General features: G+C 72.0%; 12 protein-coding genes. 6 read left to right on the top strand and 6 right to left on the bottom strand.

The annotated features are described in order from the left end of the window. Positions 1–85 precede the first annotated feature (85 nt). A complete protein-coding gene (locus AC0OO9_RS13620) occupies positions 86–1,240 on the bottom strand; it encodes an MFS transporter (RefSeq protein WP_484517941.1) in 1,155 nt (384 codons plus the stop codon). 339 nt (positions 1,241–1,579) lie between these two features. Here AC0OO9_RS13620 and AC0OO9_RS13615 point away from each other — a divergent pair, with 339 nt between their 5' ends. The 3 genes from AC0OO9_RS13615 to AC0OO9_RS13605 all read left to right on the top strand — a co-directional run bounded on the left by AC0OO9_RS13615 (position 1,580) and on the right by AC0OO9_RS13605 (position 5,333). Beyond that, positions 1,580–1,753 (top strand): hypothetical protein, encoded by a 174-nt coding sequence (locus tag AC0OO9_RS13615; protein WP_192581334.1) that lies wholly within the window; start codon positions 1,580–1,582, stop codon positions 1,751–1,753. Between the two features lie 428 nt (positions 1,754–2,181). Further along, positions 2,182–3,861: a cellulose-binding protein gene (locus AC0OO9_RS13610; protein ID WP_484517510.1), complete on the top strand. Its 1,680-nt coding sequence runs from the start codon at positions 2,182–2,184 to the stop codon at positions 3,859–3,861. Positions 3,862–4,100: 239 nt separating this feature from the next. Beyond that, entirely contained in the window at positions 4,101–5,333 is a 1,233-nt protein-coding gene (locus AC0OO9_RS13605; protein WP_484517509.1) for a trypsin-like serine peptidase, read from the top strand. Between the two features lie 108 nt (positions 5,334–5,441). Here the strand turns inward: AC0OO9_RS13605 and AC0OO9_RS13600 are convergent, their stop codons facing one another. Then, a complete protein-coding gene (locus AC0OO9_RS13600) occupies positions 5,442–7,310 on the bottom strand; it encodes an ABC transporter ATP-binding protein (RefSeq protein ID WP_393171984.1) in 1,869 nt (622 codons plus the stop codon). A 240-nt stretch (positions 7,311–7,550) separates the two neighbouring features. On the opposite strand from AC0OO9_RS13600, the gene AC0OO9_RS13595 reads away from it, so the two are divergent. After that, positions 7,551–7,994, top strand: a complete 444-nt coding sequence (locus AC0OO9_RS13595; RefSeq protein WP_421455846.1) for a pyridoxamine 5'-phosphate oxidase family protein — start codon at positions 7,551–7,553, stop codon at positions 7,992–7,994. Here the strand turns inward: AC0OO9_RS13595 and AC0OO9_RS13590 are convergent. Further along, positions 7,972–8,736, bottom strand: a complete 765-nt coding sequence (locus AC0OO9_RS13590; protein ID WP_484517508.1) for a DUF2306 domain-containing protein — start codon at positions 8,734–8,736, stop codon at positions 7,972–7,974. The genes AC0OO9_RS13595 and AC0OO9_RS13590 overlap by 23 nt on opposite strands. 325 nt (positions 8,737–9,061) lie before the next feature. Between AC0OO9_RS13590 and AC0OO9_RS13585 the strand changes: the two genes are divergently transcribed. Next, positions 9,062–9,829, top strand: coding sequence for an RluA family pseudouridine synthase (locus AC0OO9_RS13585; protein ID WP_484517507.1), 768 nt, complete (start codon positions 9,062–9,064; stop codon positions 9,827–9,829). 231 nt (positions 9,830–10,060) lie between these two features. Next, the gene (locus AC0OO9_RS13580; protein WP_421455836.1) at positions 10,061–11,011 is read left to right on the top strand and encodes an alpha/beta fold hydrolase; all 951 of its coding nucleotides are present in this window, start codon (positions 10,061–10,063) and stop codon (positions 11,009–11,011) included. Here the strand turns inward: AC0OO9_RS13580 and fxsT are convergent. From fxsT to AC0OO9_RS13565, 3 genes are read right to left on the bottom strand one after another with little or no spacing between them, the layout of a single operon-like run. Next, complete coding sequence (gene fxsT / locus AC0OO9_RS13575; protein ID WP_484517506.1) at positions 11,005–14,910, bottom strand: FxSxx-COOH system tetratricopeptide repeat protein; 3,906 nt, start codon at positions 14,908–14,910, stop codon at positions 11,005–11,007. The two genes, AC0OO9_RS13580 and fxsT, sit on opposite strands and share 7 nt — an antisense overlap. Beyond that, positions 14,907–16,118, bottom strand: a complete 1,212-nt coding sequence (locus AC0OO9_RS13570; RefSeq protein ID WP_484517505.1) for a TIR-like protein FxsC — start codon at positions 16,116–16,118, stop codon at positions 14,907–14,909. Before AC0OO9_RS13570 ends, fxsT begins: the two co-directional genes overlap by 4 nt. Then, positions 16,105–16,785: a TIR-like protein FxsC gene (locus AC0OO9_RS13565; RefSeq protein ID WP_484517504.1), complete on the bottom strand. Its 681-nt coding sequence runs from the start codon at positions 16,783–16,785 to the stop codon at positions 16,105–16,107. The genes AC0OO9_RS13570 and AC0OO9_RS13565 overlap by 14 nt, the downstream gene beginning before the upstream one ends. Between the last annotated feature and the right edge of the window lie 55 nt (positions 16,786–16,840).

The raw sequence follows: 16,840 nt of genomic DNA, 5'->3' as shown, positions 1-16,840 counted from the left end.
CCGTACAGCCTCGCCTGGTCGTCGCCTCGCCGGTGCGTGGCCTGCGCATCGCGTCGATCAGCCAGCACCCTGCGCGTCAACCGGGTCACCGCCTGGCCAGCCTCGTCAGGACGCCCACGAGCGTGACCAGTGCGATGACCTGCGTGACGGCCACCGCAGTCGTCAGACTCGCCGGCGAGAGCTCGTACAGGAATCCGGCAGCGGCACCGCCGGCCAGCGCCCCTGCGCCCTGCACCGCGGCGAACACCCCGTACGCGGTCGCTCTGCGTTCCCGTGGCACGAGATCGGCGACCAGCGCCTTGACGGTGGAGTCCTGCACACCCACGGCGGCACCCCACAGCAGGACCCCCGCCGCTGCCAGCGGCAGACCACCGGCGAACAGCAGGGCGGGCACGGCGGCGATCAGCGCCGGGAGCGCGATCAGCACCCGTGGGCCGGTCCGGTCGTAGAGAGCGCCGGTGAGGAGGGCGGCGAGCGCGCCGACGGCCATCGCGGCTGCGTACATCAGCGGCACCGTCGCGGTCGCGACGACGCCCGCGCGGACGAGGTGGAAGCCGATCAGCCCGAATGTCACCAGGCCGGCTGTGCACAGCGCCATCGCCGCCGCGAACCAGTGGAACATCGCCGGCAACGGCGTCCGCCGCGCCGCCCTGGTGGCCTGCGGGTCGGATGACGCCGAGGGGGTGCCGCCGGCCGGTGTGTTGCTCGCGGCCGGCATGTCAGTGCGCGCCCGGACGGCGAGCAGCAACAGCATTGCGACGACGCCTGGCAGGGCAAGGACGGCCAGCGCCGGCCAGAGGGTGCCCGCTGCCATCGCGACGACCGCGGCTACGAGCAGCGGACCGGCGAAAGCGCCGACCTGGTCGAGTGCCTTGTGCACGCCCAGCCCTCGACCCAACCCGACGCGGCTGGCGGCGTCGGCCAACAGCGCCGACTTGGCCGGACTGCGGACCGCCTTGCCCAGCCGTTCGGCGAGGATCAACGCGGCGGCGACGGCCAGACCAGCGCCGCCCAACAGCGGCGTGAAGGCGAGCAGCGGTACGCAGACCGCGGTCAGCCCGTACCCGAGGAGGGTCAACGACCAGTACCGCCGGGTCCGGTCCGCAAGCGGCCCGGACACCAGCCGCAGCAGCAGTGCCGCCGCCTCGCCGGCGCCGGTGACCAGCCCGACGACGACAGCGGACGCGCCCAGTGAGGCCAGCAGCGGCCCGTACACCGAGCGGGCACCTTCGTACACCATGTCGGCGGCCAGGCTCACCACGCCGAACCCGACGACGACCCGCCACGCCGAGCCGTTGCCTGCGGCCACCCCTGTCCGGGACCGCAGCGGGCTGCGGGTCACCGCCCGCTTGCCGGCGGCATCCACTCCTGCGGCGTCATCCCCACGGTCCACGTCCGAACGCACGTCGGCATTATCCGCAGCGGTGGCGGCAGGAAGCAGGGCAGCCCTGGGCGGCCTACTCGGCGACCCTCGTCGGAGGCCGTCGTTCTCCAGTGGCTGGCCGGTGCCGTCCTGTGCCGCGTACGCCCGATGGGCGGCCGACGGGCGGTGACGGCCGTCGGGGCCGATAATTGGTCGATGACCAACCCCGATCTCGACCCGGAGCTGTATCCGCCGCTCGATCCTCGGGAGCCCGTGCCCGACGACGCGGCGCAACTACTTCCCGACACGCCCGACGAGCTGCCGGAAGCACCCGCCGAGCCGCTTCCGGACGACGGTGACCAGTCCGGCGGGGTCCGCGAACCGGCCTGATCGGCCGCGCGGGCCGGAGGTCACCGGGGGCGGGGAAATGCTCGTCCACCGCTCCGGCGTGATGCCGCTCAGACGAACGCCGCGGATCGGCGACGGTGACGCCGGTGGCCGTGGCGGCACTACATCCAGATGTACTCCTCAGCGATGGCCCCGTCCCGCCACTTCGCCACCGTAACCATCCGGCTGCCGTCCTCGAACTCGCCCACCACGCGGGCGAGCACTGGCCGCGCCCGGACCGGCGTCTGTCGCTACGTATGCAACAAACCTGCACGTCTCCGCACTTGCTTCACAGGCAAGCGCTTTCCTAGCCTGTGTTTCATCGATGTTTCGATCCCTGACCGGGCTGAGGGTACGGACACGAAGCCGCATGCGGTGTCGGGCTGTGCAGGCAGTGCCCCGCACCGTGCTCACTCCTGAGGAGTCCAACAGTGCGAACCACAGTGCGACACAAGCTTCTTGCCGGCGGCACCGCCGTGGCTGCCGCAGCCGCGCTCGCCGCGGCGCTTCCGATGACCCAGGCGTCTGGTGCGGCTGGCGGGCCCAGTCCCGCATCGGTCGGCGTCAACGCGACGAACCTCAGCCTCGGGGCCGGCTCCGACGGCTCCAGCAAGGCCAGCGGCACCAGCTACGGCAACGTGCTCGACGGCAACATGAGCACCTACTGGTCGCCGACCGGCTCGACCGGCCGCATCTCGATCAAGTGGGACACCGCCACCACGGTGGCCTCGATCAACATCCGGGAGGCGGCCGGCGCCGTCGGGGTCATCGGCTCCTGGCGGGTCGTCAACAACGACACCGGCGCCACCCTGGCCAGCGGCAACGGGGCCGGGGTCATCAACTTCGCCGCCACGTCGCTGCGCAAGATCAACTTCGAGATCACCGGCTCGACCGGTACGCCGAGGGTCGCCGAGTTCGAGACGTACGCCTCGGGCGGGACCACCCCGCCGCCGACGACTCCGCCGCCGACCACGCCGCCGCCCACCACCCCGCCGCCGACCACGCCCCAGCCGACCACGCCCCCGCCGTCGAGCGGCACGCTGTACGTGGCGCCGACCGGCACCGACAGCGCGTCCGGCACGGAGGCGAACCCGACGACGCTCACCTCCGCGATCACCCGGATCGCCGCCGGCGGCACGATCTACCTGCGCGGCGGCACCTACCGCTACTCGCAGACCATCACCATCGGCCAGGGCAACAACGGCACGTCGAGCGCGCGCAAGAACATCTTCGCCTACCCGGGCGAGACCCCGATCCTGAACTTCTCGGCCCAGAGCGAGGACCCGGCGAACCGTGGCCTCGCGTTGGGCGGGTCGTACTGGCACATCCGCGGCATCGTCGTGGAGCGGGCCGGGGACAACGGCATCCTGCTCGCCGGCAACAACAACATCATCGAGCGTACGGTGACCCGCCACAACCGGGACTCGGGGCTCCAGCTCTCGCGGCTGGTGGCCAACGCGCCCCGCGACCAGTGGCCCTCCAACAACCTCGTGGTCAGCACCGTCTCGCACGACAACGTCGACTCCGACGGCGAGGATGCCGACGGGTTCGCCCCGAAGCTCACCGTCGGCCCCGGCAACGTCTTCCGCTACACCGTGGCCCACAACAACATCGACGACGGCTACGACCTCTACACGAAGAGCGACACCGGGGCCATCGGCGCGGTGACCATCGAGTCCTCCCTCGCCTACAACAACGGCACCCTGAGCAACGGCGGCCAGGCCGGGGCCGGCGACCGCAACGGCTACAAGCTCGGCGGCGAGGACATCGGGGTGAACCACATCGTCCGGGGCAACATCGCCTACGACAACGGCAAGCACGGATTCACCTACAACCGCAACCTGGGCACGATGCAGGTGTCGAACAACGCCAGCATCGGCAACGCCGAGCGCAACTTCACCTTCGACGGCGGTTCCTCGGTGTTCCGGAACAACACCTCGTGTGACGGCGGCTCGAACGACAAGATCATCGGTAACTCCGACAGCTCGAACCAGTTCTGGTCCGGCACCAACGGATCCCGGTGCGCCCAGTACTCCGGTGTCCTGGGCTGGTCCTTCGCGTCCGACGGCCGCCTCGTGGTGACCTTCGGCGGCAGGGTCGTCACCCCGTAACGAACGGTACGACGCCGGCGTCACCGCAGCGGTGACGCCGGCGTTCCGTCCGGTGCTGCCGGCCGTCGCCGGGCTCGGCCGGGGAAGTGTGTCGTACGGCGTGATCCTGCCAGGAACCCGCCGGCGCGACCGACGGCACCATGCCGGTAGGTGGGCATCGATATGTTTACATGCCTCCATCGACTCGTGTATGAAGGCTGCAAGCACGTCTGGGTGCTGGTTCCTCGGAGGGAGCGACGATGAAACATGCCATGCGCCGCCTACGAACGGCGGCGGTCGCGCTGGGCGCCTGCACACTCGGGCTGAGTCTGATGTCGGCACCCGCCGCCGAGGCGTACTCGGTGCAACCTCTCGCGCCGCAATCCGAACGGGCACCCGAATCGGAGCAGTTCTCGGCGGAGGGCGTCACCACTGTCGGTGAACTCCGTACCGTCACCGGCACGCTCTCCTCGGCCGGCGACGCCCGTACGCAGGTCATCCGGCACCCTGGCGCGTCGTACGTCAAGGTGCACTTCAGCGCGCTGCGACTGGCCCACGGCGACTACGTCACCGTGGCGAGCCCCGACGGCCGGGAGAGCTACCGGTACGACCGCTATCTGAACCGGGCGACCGGCGCGGACTACACCACCGACGGGCAGCCGGGCTTCTGGGCGATGTCGGTGGAGGGCGACACCGCGGTGGTGACGATGCACAGCAGCCGCGCCTCCCGTGGCAACGTCGCGACCATCGACCGGTTCTGGCGCGGCTACGACCGCGCGGAGATCGCGCAGCACAACTTCTCCACGCAGTCCGTCTGCAGCACCGACGCCCGCCGCGACGTGGTCTGCTACCAGAACAGCCACCCCACCGAGTACGCCCGCGGCAGGGCCGTGGCGCGGCTGCTGATCAGCGGCGGCGGGATGTGCACCACCTGGCGGGTCGGCAACACCAACCGCATGCTGACCAACAAGCACTGCTTCTCCACGCAGGCCGCCGTCACCGGCAGCGAGATGCAGTTCAACTACCAGTGCGCCACCTGCGGCGGCTCGAACCCCGGCGCCGGCACCAAGGTGAGCGGGGCGACCCTCTACAAGGTGAGCAGCGGCGGCTCCGGCGAACTGGACTACGCGCTGTACTCGGTGAACAACTTCACCAGCATCCAGAGCTTCGGCACGCTGTACCTGGCGACGACCGCCACCACCACCGGCACGCGGATGTACATCCCGGGGCACGGTGACGGCAGCCCGAAGCGACTGTCGATCTTCGAGGACACCCAGAACGGTGCGAACTGCACCGTGAAGAACGCGAACTACAACGCCTCGAACATCAGCTACAGCTGCGACACCTCCGGCGGCAACTCGGGCTCGCCGGTGCTGAACTCCAGCCACCGGGTGATCGCCCTGCACCACCTCGGCGGCTGCCCGTCGAACCAGGGCGCGAAGGCGCACCTGATCTACAACCAGATCGCCAGCCTGATCGACAACAACGGCTGACGACGACTGACGGCGGGCCGTCGGGGCGCGACACGCACCCCGGCGGCCCGTCCGCGCGCTCGCTCATCGCCCCCCGGCGCGTGCCGGTCGCGCGAGCACGGGGACACGTCAGGCCGGCACCGGTTGATCGAACTGGGTGCGGTACAACTCGGCGTACCGGCCGCCCCGGGCCAGCAGGTCGGGGTGCCGGCCGCGTTCCACGATCCGGCCCTGTTCGAGCACCAGGATCTGGTCGGCGGAGCGGATCGTGGAGAGCCGGTGCGCGATGACCACGCTGGTCCGTCCGGTCAACGCCTCACCCAGCGCCGCCTGCACCGCCGCCTCGGACGTCGAGTCGAGGTGTGCGGTGGCCTCGTCGAGGATCACCACGCGCGGGCGGGAGAGCAGCAGCCGGGCGATGGTGAGCCGCTGGCGTTCGCCGCCGGAGAGGCGGTACCCCCGCTCGCCCACGACCGTCTCCAGGCCGTCCGGCAGCGAGCGGATCAGGTCGGCCAGCCGCGCGCGACGCAGCACGTCCCACAGGTCGTCCTCGTTGGCGTCCGGTCGGGCGTAGAGCAGGTTGGCGCGGATCGTGTCGTGCAGCAGGTGACCGTCCTGGGTGACCACCCCGAGGGCGTCCCGGACCGAGTCGCCGGTCAGGTCGCGGACGTCGCGCCCGGCGAGCCGGACGGCGCCGTCCTCCACGTCGTACAGGCGCGGCAGCAGTTGCGCGATTGTGGACTTGCCCGCGCCCGACGAGCCGACCAAGGCGACCATCTGTCCGGGCTCGGCGCGGAACGAGATCCCGTGCAGCACCTCCTCGCCGCCGCGGGTGTCGAGCTTCGCCACGTCCTCCAGCGAGGCCAGGGAGACCTTCTCGGCCGACGGGTATCCGAAGCGGACGTCGTCGAACTCCACCGCCACCGGCCCGTCGGGCAGCGGCCGGGCGTCCGGCTTGTCCTCGATCATCGGCTTGAGGTCCAGGATCTCGAAGACCCGCTCGAAGCTGACCAGCGCGCTCATGATCTCCACCCGCGCGCTGGCGAGCGAGGTCAGCGGCGCGTACAGGCGCGACAGCAGCAGGGCGAGCGCGACGACCGCGCCGGCGTCGAGCTGCCCGCCGATGGCGTACACGCCGCCCAGGCCGTACACCAGGGCCAGCGCGAGGGAACCGACCACCGTGAGGGCCGTGATGAAGACGGTCTGCAACATGGCGGTACGCACGCCGATGTCGCGCACGCGCCGCGCGCGGGCGGCGAACTCGGCGGACTCCTCCGCCGGCCGCCCGTAGAGCTTGACCAGGGTGGCGCCGGGCGCCGAGAACTTCTCGGTCATCCGGGTGCTCATCGCCGCGTTCAGGTCGGCGGCCTCCCGTTCGAGCCGGGCGAGCTTCCGGCCCATCCGCCGCGCGGGCAGCACGAAGATCGGCAGCAGCACCAGCGCCAGCAGGGTGATCTGCCAGGAGAAGGTCAGCATCACCGCGAGCGTCAGCAGCAGCGTCACGGCGTTGCCGACCACGCCCGAGAGCGTGTCGCTGAACGCCTGCTGCGCCCCGATCACGTCGTTGTTGAGCCGCGAGACCAGGGCGCCGGTGCGGGTCCGGGTGAAGAACGCGACGGGCATCCGCTGCACGTGGTCGAAGACGGCGGTCCGCAGGTCGAGGATCAGGCCCTCGCCGATCCGCGCCGACTGGTAGCGGGTGAGCAGCCCCAGCCCGGCCTCGGCGAGCGCGATCAGGGCGATCGCCACGGCCAGCCGCACCACCGTCGCCGTGTCGGTGCCGGAGACGATCGCGTCGACCACCCGCCCGGCCAGCACCGGTGCGGCGACGGTCAGCACCGCGGCCACGACGCTGCCCGCCAGGAACCACGCGAGCAGGCGGCGGTGCGGGCGGGCGAAGCCGCCGATCCGCCTCAGGGTCGCCTTGGAGAAGGGCCGCTGGTCACGCTGATGCATCGCGTGGTGCAGGGACATCCACGCGGTGACTTCCATGCTCATGCCGCGAACCTAGGACCTGTAGCGAGGTTGAGGTCAAGCGGATTCCGTCCTGGTTGGACGCTTTCGGCGCGGGCGATGCCCGCCTGACACCCCCAGGCCGGGCGGTCCGTCCGGTCGCGGTCGCGCCCGAGTTGGGATACTGTGCGTGCTGTTTCCATCACGCTGTCGTCCGAAGGGGAACCCATGGGGAACCGTGAACCGGTCGCGGAACCGTCCTTTGCCAGCGAAGGCGCCAAGCCGATGCCCTGGTCGAAGGCGCATGAACGGCTGACCGAGGCGGGCGAGTTCTTCCTGTCCACCGTCCGCCCGGACGGCCGACCGCACGCCGTGCCGCTGCTGGCCATGTGGCTCGACGACGACGCCATGTACTTCTGCTCCAGCGAGTCCGCCCACAAGGTCGACAACCTGGCCACCAACCCGCACTGCGTCCTCACCGTCGGCAGCCCCGAGCTGGACCTGTCCGTCGAGGGCACGGCGTCGCGGATCACCGACCCGGCGTCGCTGAAGCGCGTCGCCGAGGCGTACGGGGAGAAGTACGGCTGGGAGGTGACCCCGGTTGACGGTGGGATCGACGGCGACGGGATCGGCCCGTCGCCGTACCTCGTCTACCGGGTGGCTCCCGCCAAGGTCGTCGGCATGGACAAGGAATCCGGCTTCGCCGCTACCCGGTGGCGGTTCGAGTGAGCGCGTCGGCCGGGCGCGTGGACTGAACGCGCAGCCGGGACGGGCGGGCGGTGCGGCGCAGCCACCAGTACGCGATGGCCGCGTTCACCAGCGTGCTGCCCCATCCGTTCACCTCGGCGGCCACGATCGGATTGAGGGACCATCCGGTCGCCGCGCTCACCAGGAAGATCACCCGCCCCCACACGGTCTGCAGCGCGAACGCGAAGCTGTAAACCATCCACTTGCGATGCTCGGCATAGCGACGCCGCCGGGCGGCGCGGAAACCGAGCACGGTCGTGACGATCCATCCCACGGACGCCAGGGCGCTGCCGAGCAGCCCGTTCGGTATCGCGGCGAACGGCATGAGGGCGAGCCCCAGCAGGGCGGCCGGGAGGGCGCCGGCGAACACGTACAGCCGGCCGCTGGTCCGGTGCACCGCGGGATAGCGCAGACGCAGCCACGGCCAGACCTGGAGGCACAACGTCACCAGCGCGATGGTGCCGAAGAGGATGTGCACCACCAGGACGGAGTAGTGCGCGGTGAACCCCTCGTTGAGGATCACGCGCGCCTGGGTCGGGTCGAGGCGCAGGTACGGCGGCAGGACGAACAGCAGGAACCCGGCGACGAGCGCCACCAGCGGCACGATCCATGGCCGCCGCCACCACGGTCCGGACGACCCGCCGGCACCCGTCCTGCCCGTCGGCCGCCGGGACTCCTCGTCCTGCCGGGCCGGGCGGCCGGCCTCCTCCACATACTGGGTCACGGTGGTTTTCCTCCCAGGTCCGGGCGCTTCGCGCGGCGGTCTGCCTCGACCCCGTGTGCCTTTTCAACCTAGAGTCCGACAACCCGGCATATTTCTTTCAACGTGCTCCACTCGCCGTCGGCCCGCTCCACACCTCGAAGCAGGCCGATGACGTGGTCGCGCCTGCGCGGCACCGCGCGACACCGGGGGCGCGGCCATCGGGTTGGTATCCTTCGCCGTGTCGGCCCACCTGGCCGGCCTGGGCCCCCGCGCCGCGCGTGACCACCGCCCCGGGCGGCCGTCGACCACCCGGAACAGCTCAGGACAGTCGAGAGCCGAGGCGACGATGACCACCTTCAGTTGGTCGGAGCTTCGGCGCCGGCCAGTCCACGAGGACGACCACCTGCTCGTGCTCGACAAGCCGCCAGGCATCTCCGTGATGGGCGAGCGGCACGCCGAGTCCCTGACCGACCTGGCCGCCGCCGCCGGGGAGCCGGTGCACTGGGTGCACCGCATCGACAAGGTCACCTCGGGGCTGCTGCTGCTGGCCAGGACGCCGTCGGCGCACGCCTCGCTGACCCGGCAGTTCGCCAACCGGGGCGCCGACAAGCGCTATCTGGCCTGGGTCGAGGGGACGCGACTGCCCGAGACCGGCACCATCGACCTGCCGCTGCGGCCGGGCCGCAAGGGCACCATCCGGATCGCGGGTGAGCGCGAGGCCATCCGCTACGACGCCGACCGCCGCCGCTTCGCGCTGCCGGAGTCGGCCGTCGACCGGTCCAGGCCCTCCTACGAGTCCCGTACCGACTTCGCCACGGCGCTGGTCAGCGGCGACCGTACGCTGCTGGTGCTCAAGCCGGTGACCGGCCGGCGTCACCAGATCCGCGTCCACCTGGCGTGGCTCGGCTTCCCGATCGTCGGCGACCCGCTGTTCCACCGGGGGCAGGCGGACCAGCGGACGTACCTGCACTCGTGGGGCTGCGAGATCACCTGCGACTGGCGCGACGAGCCGCGTACCCGGTTCTGGGCCGCGCCCGGCGAGGAGTTCCTCGACGTCTTCGCCGAGGGCCGGAAGCCCCAGCTCGACGACGCCCTCGACGCGCTGACCGCCTGACCGTCCGACCCGGCCGCCGGCGTCCCCGGTCGAAGCGGCCGCCGGAAGTTCCAGCGGCGGCAGACCGGAGGTGTCGTTTCCGACAGATCCGGCCCCTTGTTCCGGCTCGCCATAGCGGCGCGGCGGGCCCGACCATTAGGCTCGATTGCTGAGTGGAGCAGTCAGACATCGTCTCCACTCGATGCCGGGTTGCGAGTATTGGCTGGTTGCGGCACCGAAGGGCAGGACGGAGTGACCCGAGACGGCGAGCCAGGGGCCGACTTCGCCGAACGCGAGGACAGCAGACGCGTGGCGTACGAGGTGACCGGCGCGCCCGACGGCTTCCCCGTCTTCCTGCTCCACGGCACGCCCGGCAGCCGCCGTGGCCCGAAGCCGCGCGGCATCGTCCTCTACCGCATGGGCGTCCGGCTGATCGCCTACGACCGACCCGGCTACGGCGACTCCGACCGGCGCGAGGACCGCGACGTCGCCGACGCCGCCCGCGACGTGGAGGCGATCGCCGACCACCTGGGCGTGGAGCAGTTCGCCGTCGTCGGCCGCTCCGGCGGCGGCCCGCACGCCCTCGCCTGCGCGGCCGACGCCCGGCTGCGCGGCCGGGTGACCCGGGTGGCCGTGCTGGTCAGCCTCGCCCCGTGGAACGCCATCGAGCTGGACTGGGTCGGCGGCATGAACACCGGCAACGTGCGCGGGTTCGGGGTCGGCAGCCCCGACACCGCCGCGGTGGTGGAGGAGATCCGCCAGCGCGCCGAGCGGGCCGCCGCGGACCCGCGACTGCTCCTGGCGGACCTGCGGACGGAGATGAGCACGGCGGACCGCCGGGCCGTCAACGACCCGGCGCTGCGCCGGCTGATCACCGACACCTACGCGGAGGCGCTCCGCTCCGGGCCGTACGGATGGATCGACGACGTGCTGGCGTTCCGCCGCCCCTGGGCGTTCGACCTGTCGGCGATCGACACTGCGGCGACGCCGGTCCGGCTGTGGCACGGCGCCGACGACAACTTCGCCCCGGTCAGCCACGGCCGCTGGCTGGCCGCGCAGATACCCGGCGCCGAGATGGAGGTCCGGCCCGGGGCGGCGCACTTCGACGCGGTCGAGGAGTTGCCGCGCATCCTGCGCTGGCTCGTCGACCCCGACGCGGCGCTGGGCGCCGACCTGCTGATCGGCGCCCGGCCCGGTCAGTAGGGGTGCGGGTCGAGCACCCGGCGCACGTACCGCCCGTCGCGTAGCACCACGACGCTGGGGTGGTGCTGCCCGATCCGGTTGGCGAGCCGGTCGGCGATCCGCATCCGGCCGATGCTCACCCGCCCGCCGGACAGCGCCTGCTGGGCGGTTTCCAGGTTGCCCCGGCTGCGCAGCGTGTCGGGGTGCTCGGCCCCGAGCACCTCGGTCAACTGCTCCACCACGGCCCGCAGCCGGTCGCGTCCCTTCTCCGTGTCCCCGGCGAGGATGGTGAAGACCGCGACGTTGTTGGCCGCCGCCATGGCGAACGGGTGCCGGTCGCCGAGCGCGGCGAACACCTCCCGCGCCGTGGTCTCGGTGAGCGACCGGCCGGTGCCCGTGTCGCCGGCGTCCCACAGGGCCACGCCCAGGTTGATCCGGCAGACCAGCGAGTACGGGTGATCGGCGCCGAACAGCCGGACGAACATCTGCTCCACCTCGCCCAGCTCCGTCAGCGCCTGCGCGCTCTGCCCCTGCAACATCAGGTTCGCCGTCCGGCTGAGCCAGCTGAACAGGGTGTCCGGGCTGGTGGGCCCCTGGGTGGCCAGCAGCCGCTGGTAGGTCTCGTCGAGCAACTGGGCCGCCTCGGCGATCTCCCCGGTGCTGCGCAGCGACACGGCCAGGTTGGCCTGCGCGGTGAGCAGGTCCCGGGAGTGCTCGCCGAAGAGGTTCCGGTAACCCGTCACCGTCTCCCGCAGCAGCGCCACGGAACCCTCGTAGTCGCCCGTCTCCCGAAGGTCCCGGGCCAGGTTGTTGGCCGACGCCAACGTGTTCGGGTGATCGTGGCCGAGGACGACCCGCAGCCGACGGTTGGTGGCCTGGTCGCCGTCGAGGGCCTTGTCGAACATGCCCATCAGCCGGTAGGACGCGGCCAGGTTGTTGGCGGCGATGAGGGTCCCCCGGTGGTCCTCGCCGAAGACCTCGACCGACGCGGCGTACGTCCGCAGGTCACGCTCCAGGGCCTCCCGGTAGCGGCCCAGGGTACGCAGGTCGGCGCCGTAGCCGCCGGCGGTCATCAACGTGTGCGGGTGGCTTTCGCCGATCAGCTCCTCCTGCTGGCGCAGCGTGTCCTCGTCCAGCCGGTGGGCCTCCTCGAACCGCCCGAGGCTGCGCAGCAGGTTGGCCCAGTTGAACCGCAGGTGCAGCAGCTGGACGCGCAGCTTGCGGTGTTCCGGCCCGTCCGGCGGGAACTCCGCCAGCAGCGTCGACCAGACGGCCTCGGTCTCCCGCGCGTACCGCTCGCCCTGCTCGTAGCCGCCGTTGACGTAGATGTAGCGGATCCGGTCGATGACGAGCTGCCGGACGTCGTCGTCGCGGCAGGAGATGGCGTCGGACCCGTCGAGGTGCGGCCAGAGCATCCGCAGGCGCTGCCGGTTGGCCGGGTCCGACACCTCGCCGGGCGGTCGCGACCCGGCGAGGATCTGGTGCACCTCGTGCTTGGCCGTGATGAGCTCGGCGTCGGACATGCGGGCGCGCAGGGCGTTCTGCAACAGCCGGTGCACCTGCACCCGGTGGGCGTGCGGGTCGAGCTTGATCAGCGCGAGCTTGTTCATCCGCTGCACCAGCGCCGCCGCGATGTCGCGTTCGGAGACCCGGTCGGCGACGCGGGCCGCCACCACCTTGTCGTACGGGGCGATGACCTGGGCCACCTGGTCGCCGTAGAGCAGTTCCAGGGAGATCTCCGGGGCGAGCACCGACGCGAGTTGGAGCAGCCGGTACGCCCCCGGGGAGCCCTGCCTCAGCCGTTGCAGCGGGAGGTCCCAGACCTCCGTCTCCAGGCCGGTGCGGCGCAGCCCGGCGAGGTATTCGTCGACCGGCGTCCGGGTGTCGGCCAGCCACGCCCCGACCGTCGCGACGAAGATCGGCACGTTCTCCACGGCGTCGGCGACCCGCTCGGCCTCGGCGACGCTCATCAGGTGCTCGCCCAGCCGGGCGCGCAGGTGCGCGACGCTCTCCGCCCGCTCGAACGCCTCCACGTCCACCGCCCGCGCCAGGTCGCCCCAGTCCGGGTTGCGGGTGGTGACCAGTACGTGGCCATTGCCCTGCGGCAGGTAGGGCCGGACGTGTTCGTACTGGTCGGCGTTGTCGAAGATGAGCAGCCAGTGCGGCGGAGGGCTGCCGTCGGCGCGGCGCTCGGTCTGGCCCAGCCGCTGCCGCAGGGCACGGTTGGTCTCCGGGATGGTCGTCTGGGCCGGCAGGCCCAGCTCGTCGCTGAGCTCCGTCATGAGCACGTCGACGAACTGCGGCGGGTCGGCGGCCACCCACCAGATGATGTCGTACGCGCCCCGGAACCGGTGCGCGTACTCGATGGCGAGCTGCGTCTTGCCGAGACCGGGGCCGCCCCGCAGCGCGACGGGGGTGCCGCCCCCGCCCGACGCCTTCAGCTCCTCGCGGAGCCTGCGCAGCAGGTCCTCGCGCCCGGTGAAGCGGGCGTTGCGGGCCGGCGCGTTGAACACCGTGGCGCGCACCCCCGGGAAGCGGGCGGGACGCAGTCCGGTCGCGCCCACCGTGCGTCCCACCAGCTTCAGCAGGTGGGACGCCGCGTCCTCGGCGGTGAGGTCGTGCACGGCCGTCCAGCTGCCCACCGGGACGTCCGGCACCGGCGGGGTGTCGTCGACGTGCACGGCCAGCCAGCTCGGCGTGCCCTGGTCGGTGTCGGGGCGGGCGCGCCGGGCCGCCAGGTAGGCCCGGGAGACCAGCCGGACCTCCCGGAAGGCCGGGCCCGTCGGCTCGGGCGCCGGCCCGTCCAGGGGCGCGGTGACGACCCGCAGGTCGGCCGAGTTCAGCACGGCCTGCGCCCACTCCGCCCAGACCTGGTCCTCGGGCACGTGGCGCAGCACGATCAGCTCGTCCACGACCGTCGGCTTGCGCTCGAAGCGCTGCACCGTCCGGCGGCGCAACTGGTCGTCCATCCGGGGCAGACCGGTGATCCTGCCGTTGGTGATGTGGCTGGTCAGCGTCTCGTACGCGGACAGCAGCGTGGTCCGGCCGCCCGGCTCGTCGCCGAACGTCGCAAGCGTCTCCTCGTAGGCGTAGTACGCGCGGTAGGGCACCTCGACGGTCAGCCAGTACGCCTGCCGCTCGCTGTCGGTCATGCCGCCCGGCAGGCCGGTGAACTTCTGCATGGCCAGCGACCGGCCGGCGTCCCGCTTGCTCTTCTCCCCGTCGTCGACGCGCATCGGCACGGGCAGCACCCGCCGCGCCCGGCGCCCCTCGTAGTCGCGGACCCGGGCGGCCACCGCCGCGGCGCCGTCGATGCCCTGGTCGCTGAGGGTGAAGCAGTCGACCAGGACGTCGGGCAGGTGGATGGTGCAGATCTCGGCGACGTCGCTGATTCCGGTGCGGCTGTCGATGAGGGCGTAGTCGTAGTGCCGCTTCATGTCCTCGCGCAGCGCGTCGAAGAACTGCGCGCCGCCGAGCCGGTTGTAGAAGTTGTCCCAGTTGAGGCCGGTCACGCTGGTCGCGTAGTCGGGGTTGTGCCGGCCGGCCAGCAGCAGGTCGAGGCTGCCGCCGCCGGGGAACTCCCAACCCACCGAGAACGCGTAGCGGTGGACCCGTGCGTACTCCCGGTGCCAGTCGCCCGGCCGGGAGTCGGCGCCGGTCTCCTCGCGCCGGCGCGCGTTCTCCCACTCGTAGTCCAGGATCAGGTCCATCACGCCCCCGGTGGTGGCGACCTGTTCCGGGTCGAGGAACGGGGCGTAGAACCGGTGCAGGCCGGGAGACTCCAGGTCCCAGTCGGCGACGAGCACCCGCTGGCCGTTCGCGGCGAGGATCCACGCGGTGTTGGCCAGCGCCATGGTGCGGCCCGTACCGCCCTTGTAGGAGTAGAAGGTGACGACCTGCCCTTCGCGCGATGGCGTCATCGCTCGTCCTTCCCTCGCGTCGTGTCGAACGGCCGCGTCGGCGGCAGGCCCGGACCGGTGACCGGCGGGCCGTCGGACGGCCGGGACGGCCGCAGCGTCGGCTTCGGGGCGGCCGGGCCGTCGGGCGGGTACACCGGACCGTGCCGGAGGAACTGCTTGCGGGCCTCGGTCACCAGCAACGGCGCGCAGCGCTCGAACTCGTCGATCGCGCGCGCCGGCAGCACCCGGGGGAATCCGGCGTCCTGCAACGTACCGGCGATCGACTCGGGCGCCGACTCGCCACGCTCGTGCTCGGCGGCGATGACCAACGGGACGACCCAGCGGGGCAGGCCGTCCAGCGCGGCCCGGGCGGCGGCGGCACCGGTCGCGGCGTCCACCAGCACGACGGTGGGGCTCGCCGGCGCCAGGGCGCGGGCCGCCGCCAGGTCGACGACCCGGGTGGGCAGGCCCAGCCGCTCGCCGGTCGCGGCGACGTAGTCGGCCACCGCCAGCTCGTGCTGCCCGGCGTACGGCCGCCACCGCGTGTGGTCGGTGAGGGTGGTGACCACCAGCGCCGGGCCCCCGCCGTCGGTGACCGGGTGGCTGGACAACGTCGCCGCCCGGGAACGGGCCAGCGGCTGCGTCTCGGTCACCGTGACGATGCGCGCCGCCAGCGCCGCGAGGACGCTCTCGTACTGGCGGCGGTAGGCGCTGAGCTTGCAGAGGGCGCGCAGCCCGTTCTCGGCGTAGTCGGCCCGGTCGTCGGCGTCGTGGACCAGGTCGAGGGCCTGCGTCGTCTCGGGCCGGTCGCCCCAGGACGGCAGGGGCAGCCACAGCACCGGCAACAGGTGCCGCTCGGCCCGCGCCGGGGCGAGCCGGGTGAGCCGGCTGCGGAACGACTCGCGCTCGCCCAGCGCCCACGCGTTGCGGAAGTAGTTCGGCGAGTGCAGCGGCACGAAGACGTGCGTGAGGCTCAGCGCCTCGGTGAGGGTCTGCCTGAGGTCGGCCCCGGGGCTGACCTGACCGTCGAAGAAGCCGGCGTCGAGGTCGCCGCTCCTCGTGGCGCCGCGCCGCACGGCGGCGGCCAGGTCGTGGAAGAACCGGCTGACCCAGTAGTCGGTGTCCGGCCGGGACGCGGCCGACAGCGGCACCGAGTGGGCGTAGCTCAGGAAGAAGTACGTCTCCCGGCGCGCGACGGCACGGGCCCCCGTGAGGTCAGACCACGTCATGTCCGACCTCCTCGAACGTCTCGCGCAACAGCCGCACGTCCGTCGGGACCTCCGCCCGTACCCAGTGCGTCTGGTAGGCCCGGGCGATCCGCTGCGCGAGCCGCCAGACCACCGCGTCGTAGGCGTCCTTGCCGTTCTTGCCGAGGCTCAACAGGCCGTAGATGCCCTCGTCGTGGTATTGCGGGGCGATGTCCGAGGGCAACCGGGTCGGGGTGAACATCTGCCGCCGCGACACGACCTCCGGCAGCCGTCGACGGTCCACCACCGACCAGTTGACCGGGACGACGGGTGTCTCCCCGGCGGACGGCTCGGCACCCGGCCGGTGCAGGACCTGCCGCCGGGTGAACGCGTCCCACTCCTTGGCGCACCAGGCGCTGTTCAGGTACTGCGGCGAGATCAACGGGATGAAGACCTGGCACTGGCCGGCGGCGAAGGCCAGGTCCTCGGTCCACACCTGCCCGCCGTCGAGCATCCGGTCCATGAATCCGGCCGTCCGTCCCGGGCCGAGGCCGAGCAGCTCGACGACGTGGTCGGACAGGTCGACGAAGAGCTGGAAGACCTTCTGGTTGGTGTCGCGCGGGGGCGCGGCCACCCGGTTCTTCGTGCGGGCGTAGCTGAGGAAGAACACGGGGGCGCTCTCGTCCTCCCCGTACGTTTCCTCTGCCACCTACCGCTCCCGACCGGTGCAGCGACTCCCAGCCGTCCACAGTATCGACAGCCGC

The sequence above is a fragment of the Micromonospora sp. USAFONa4 genome (assembly GCF_057197825.1).
This window is presented reverse-complemented; position numbering and strand designations above follow the sequence as displayed.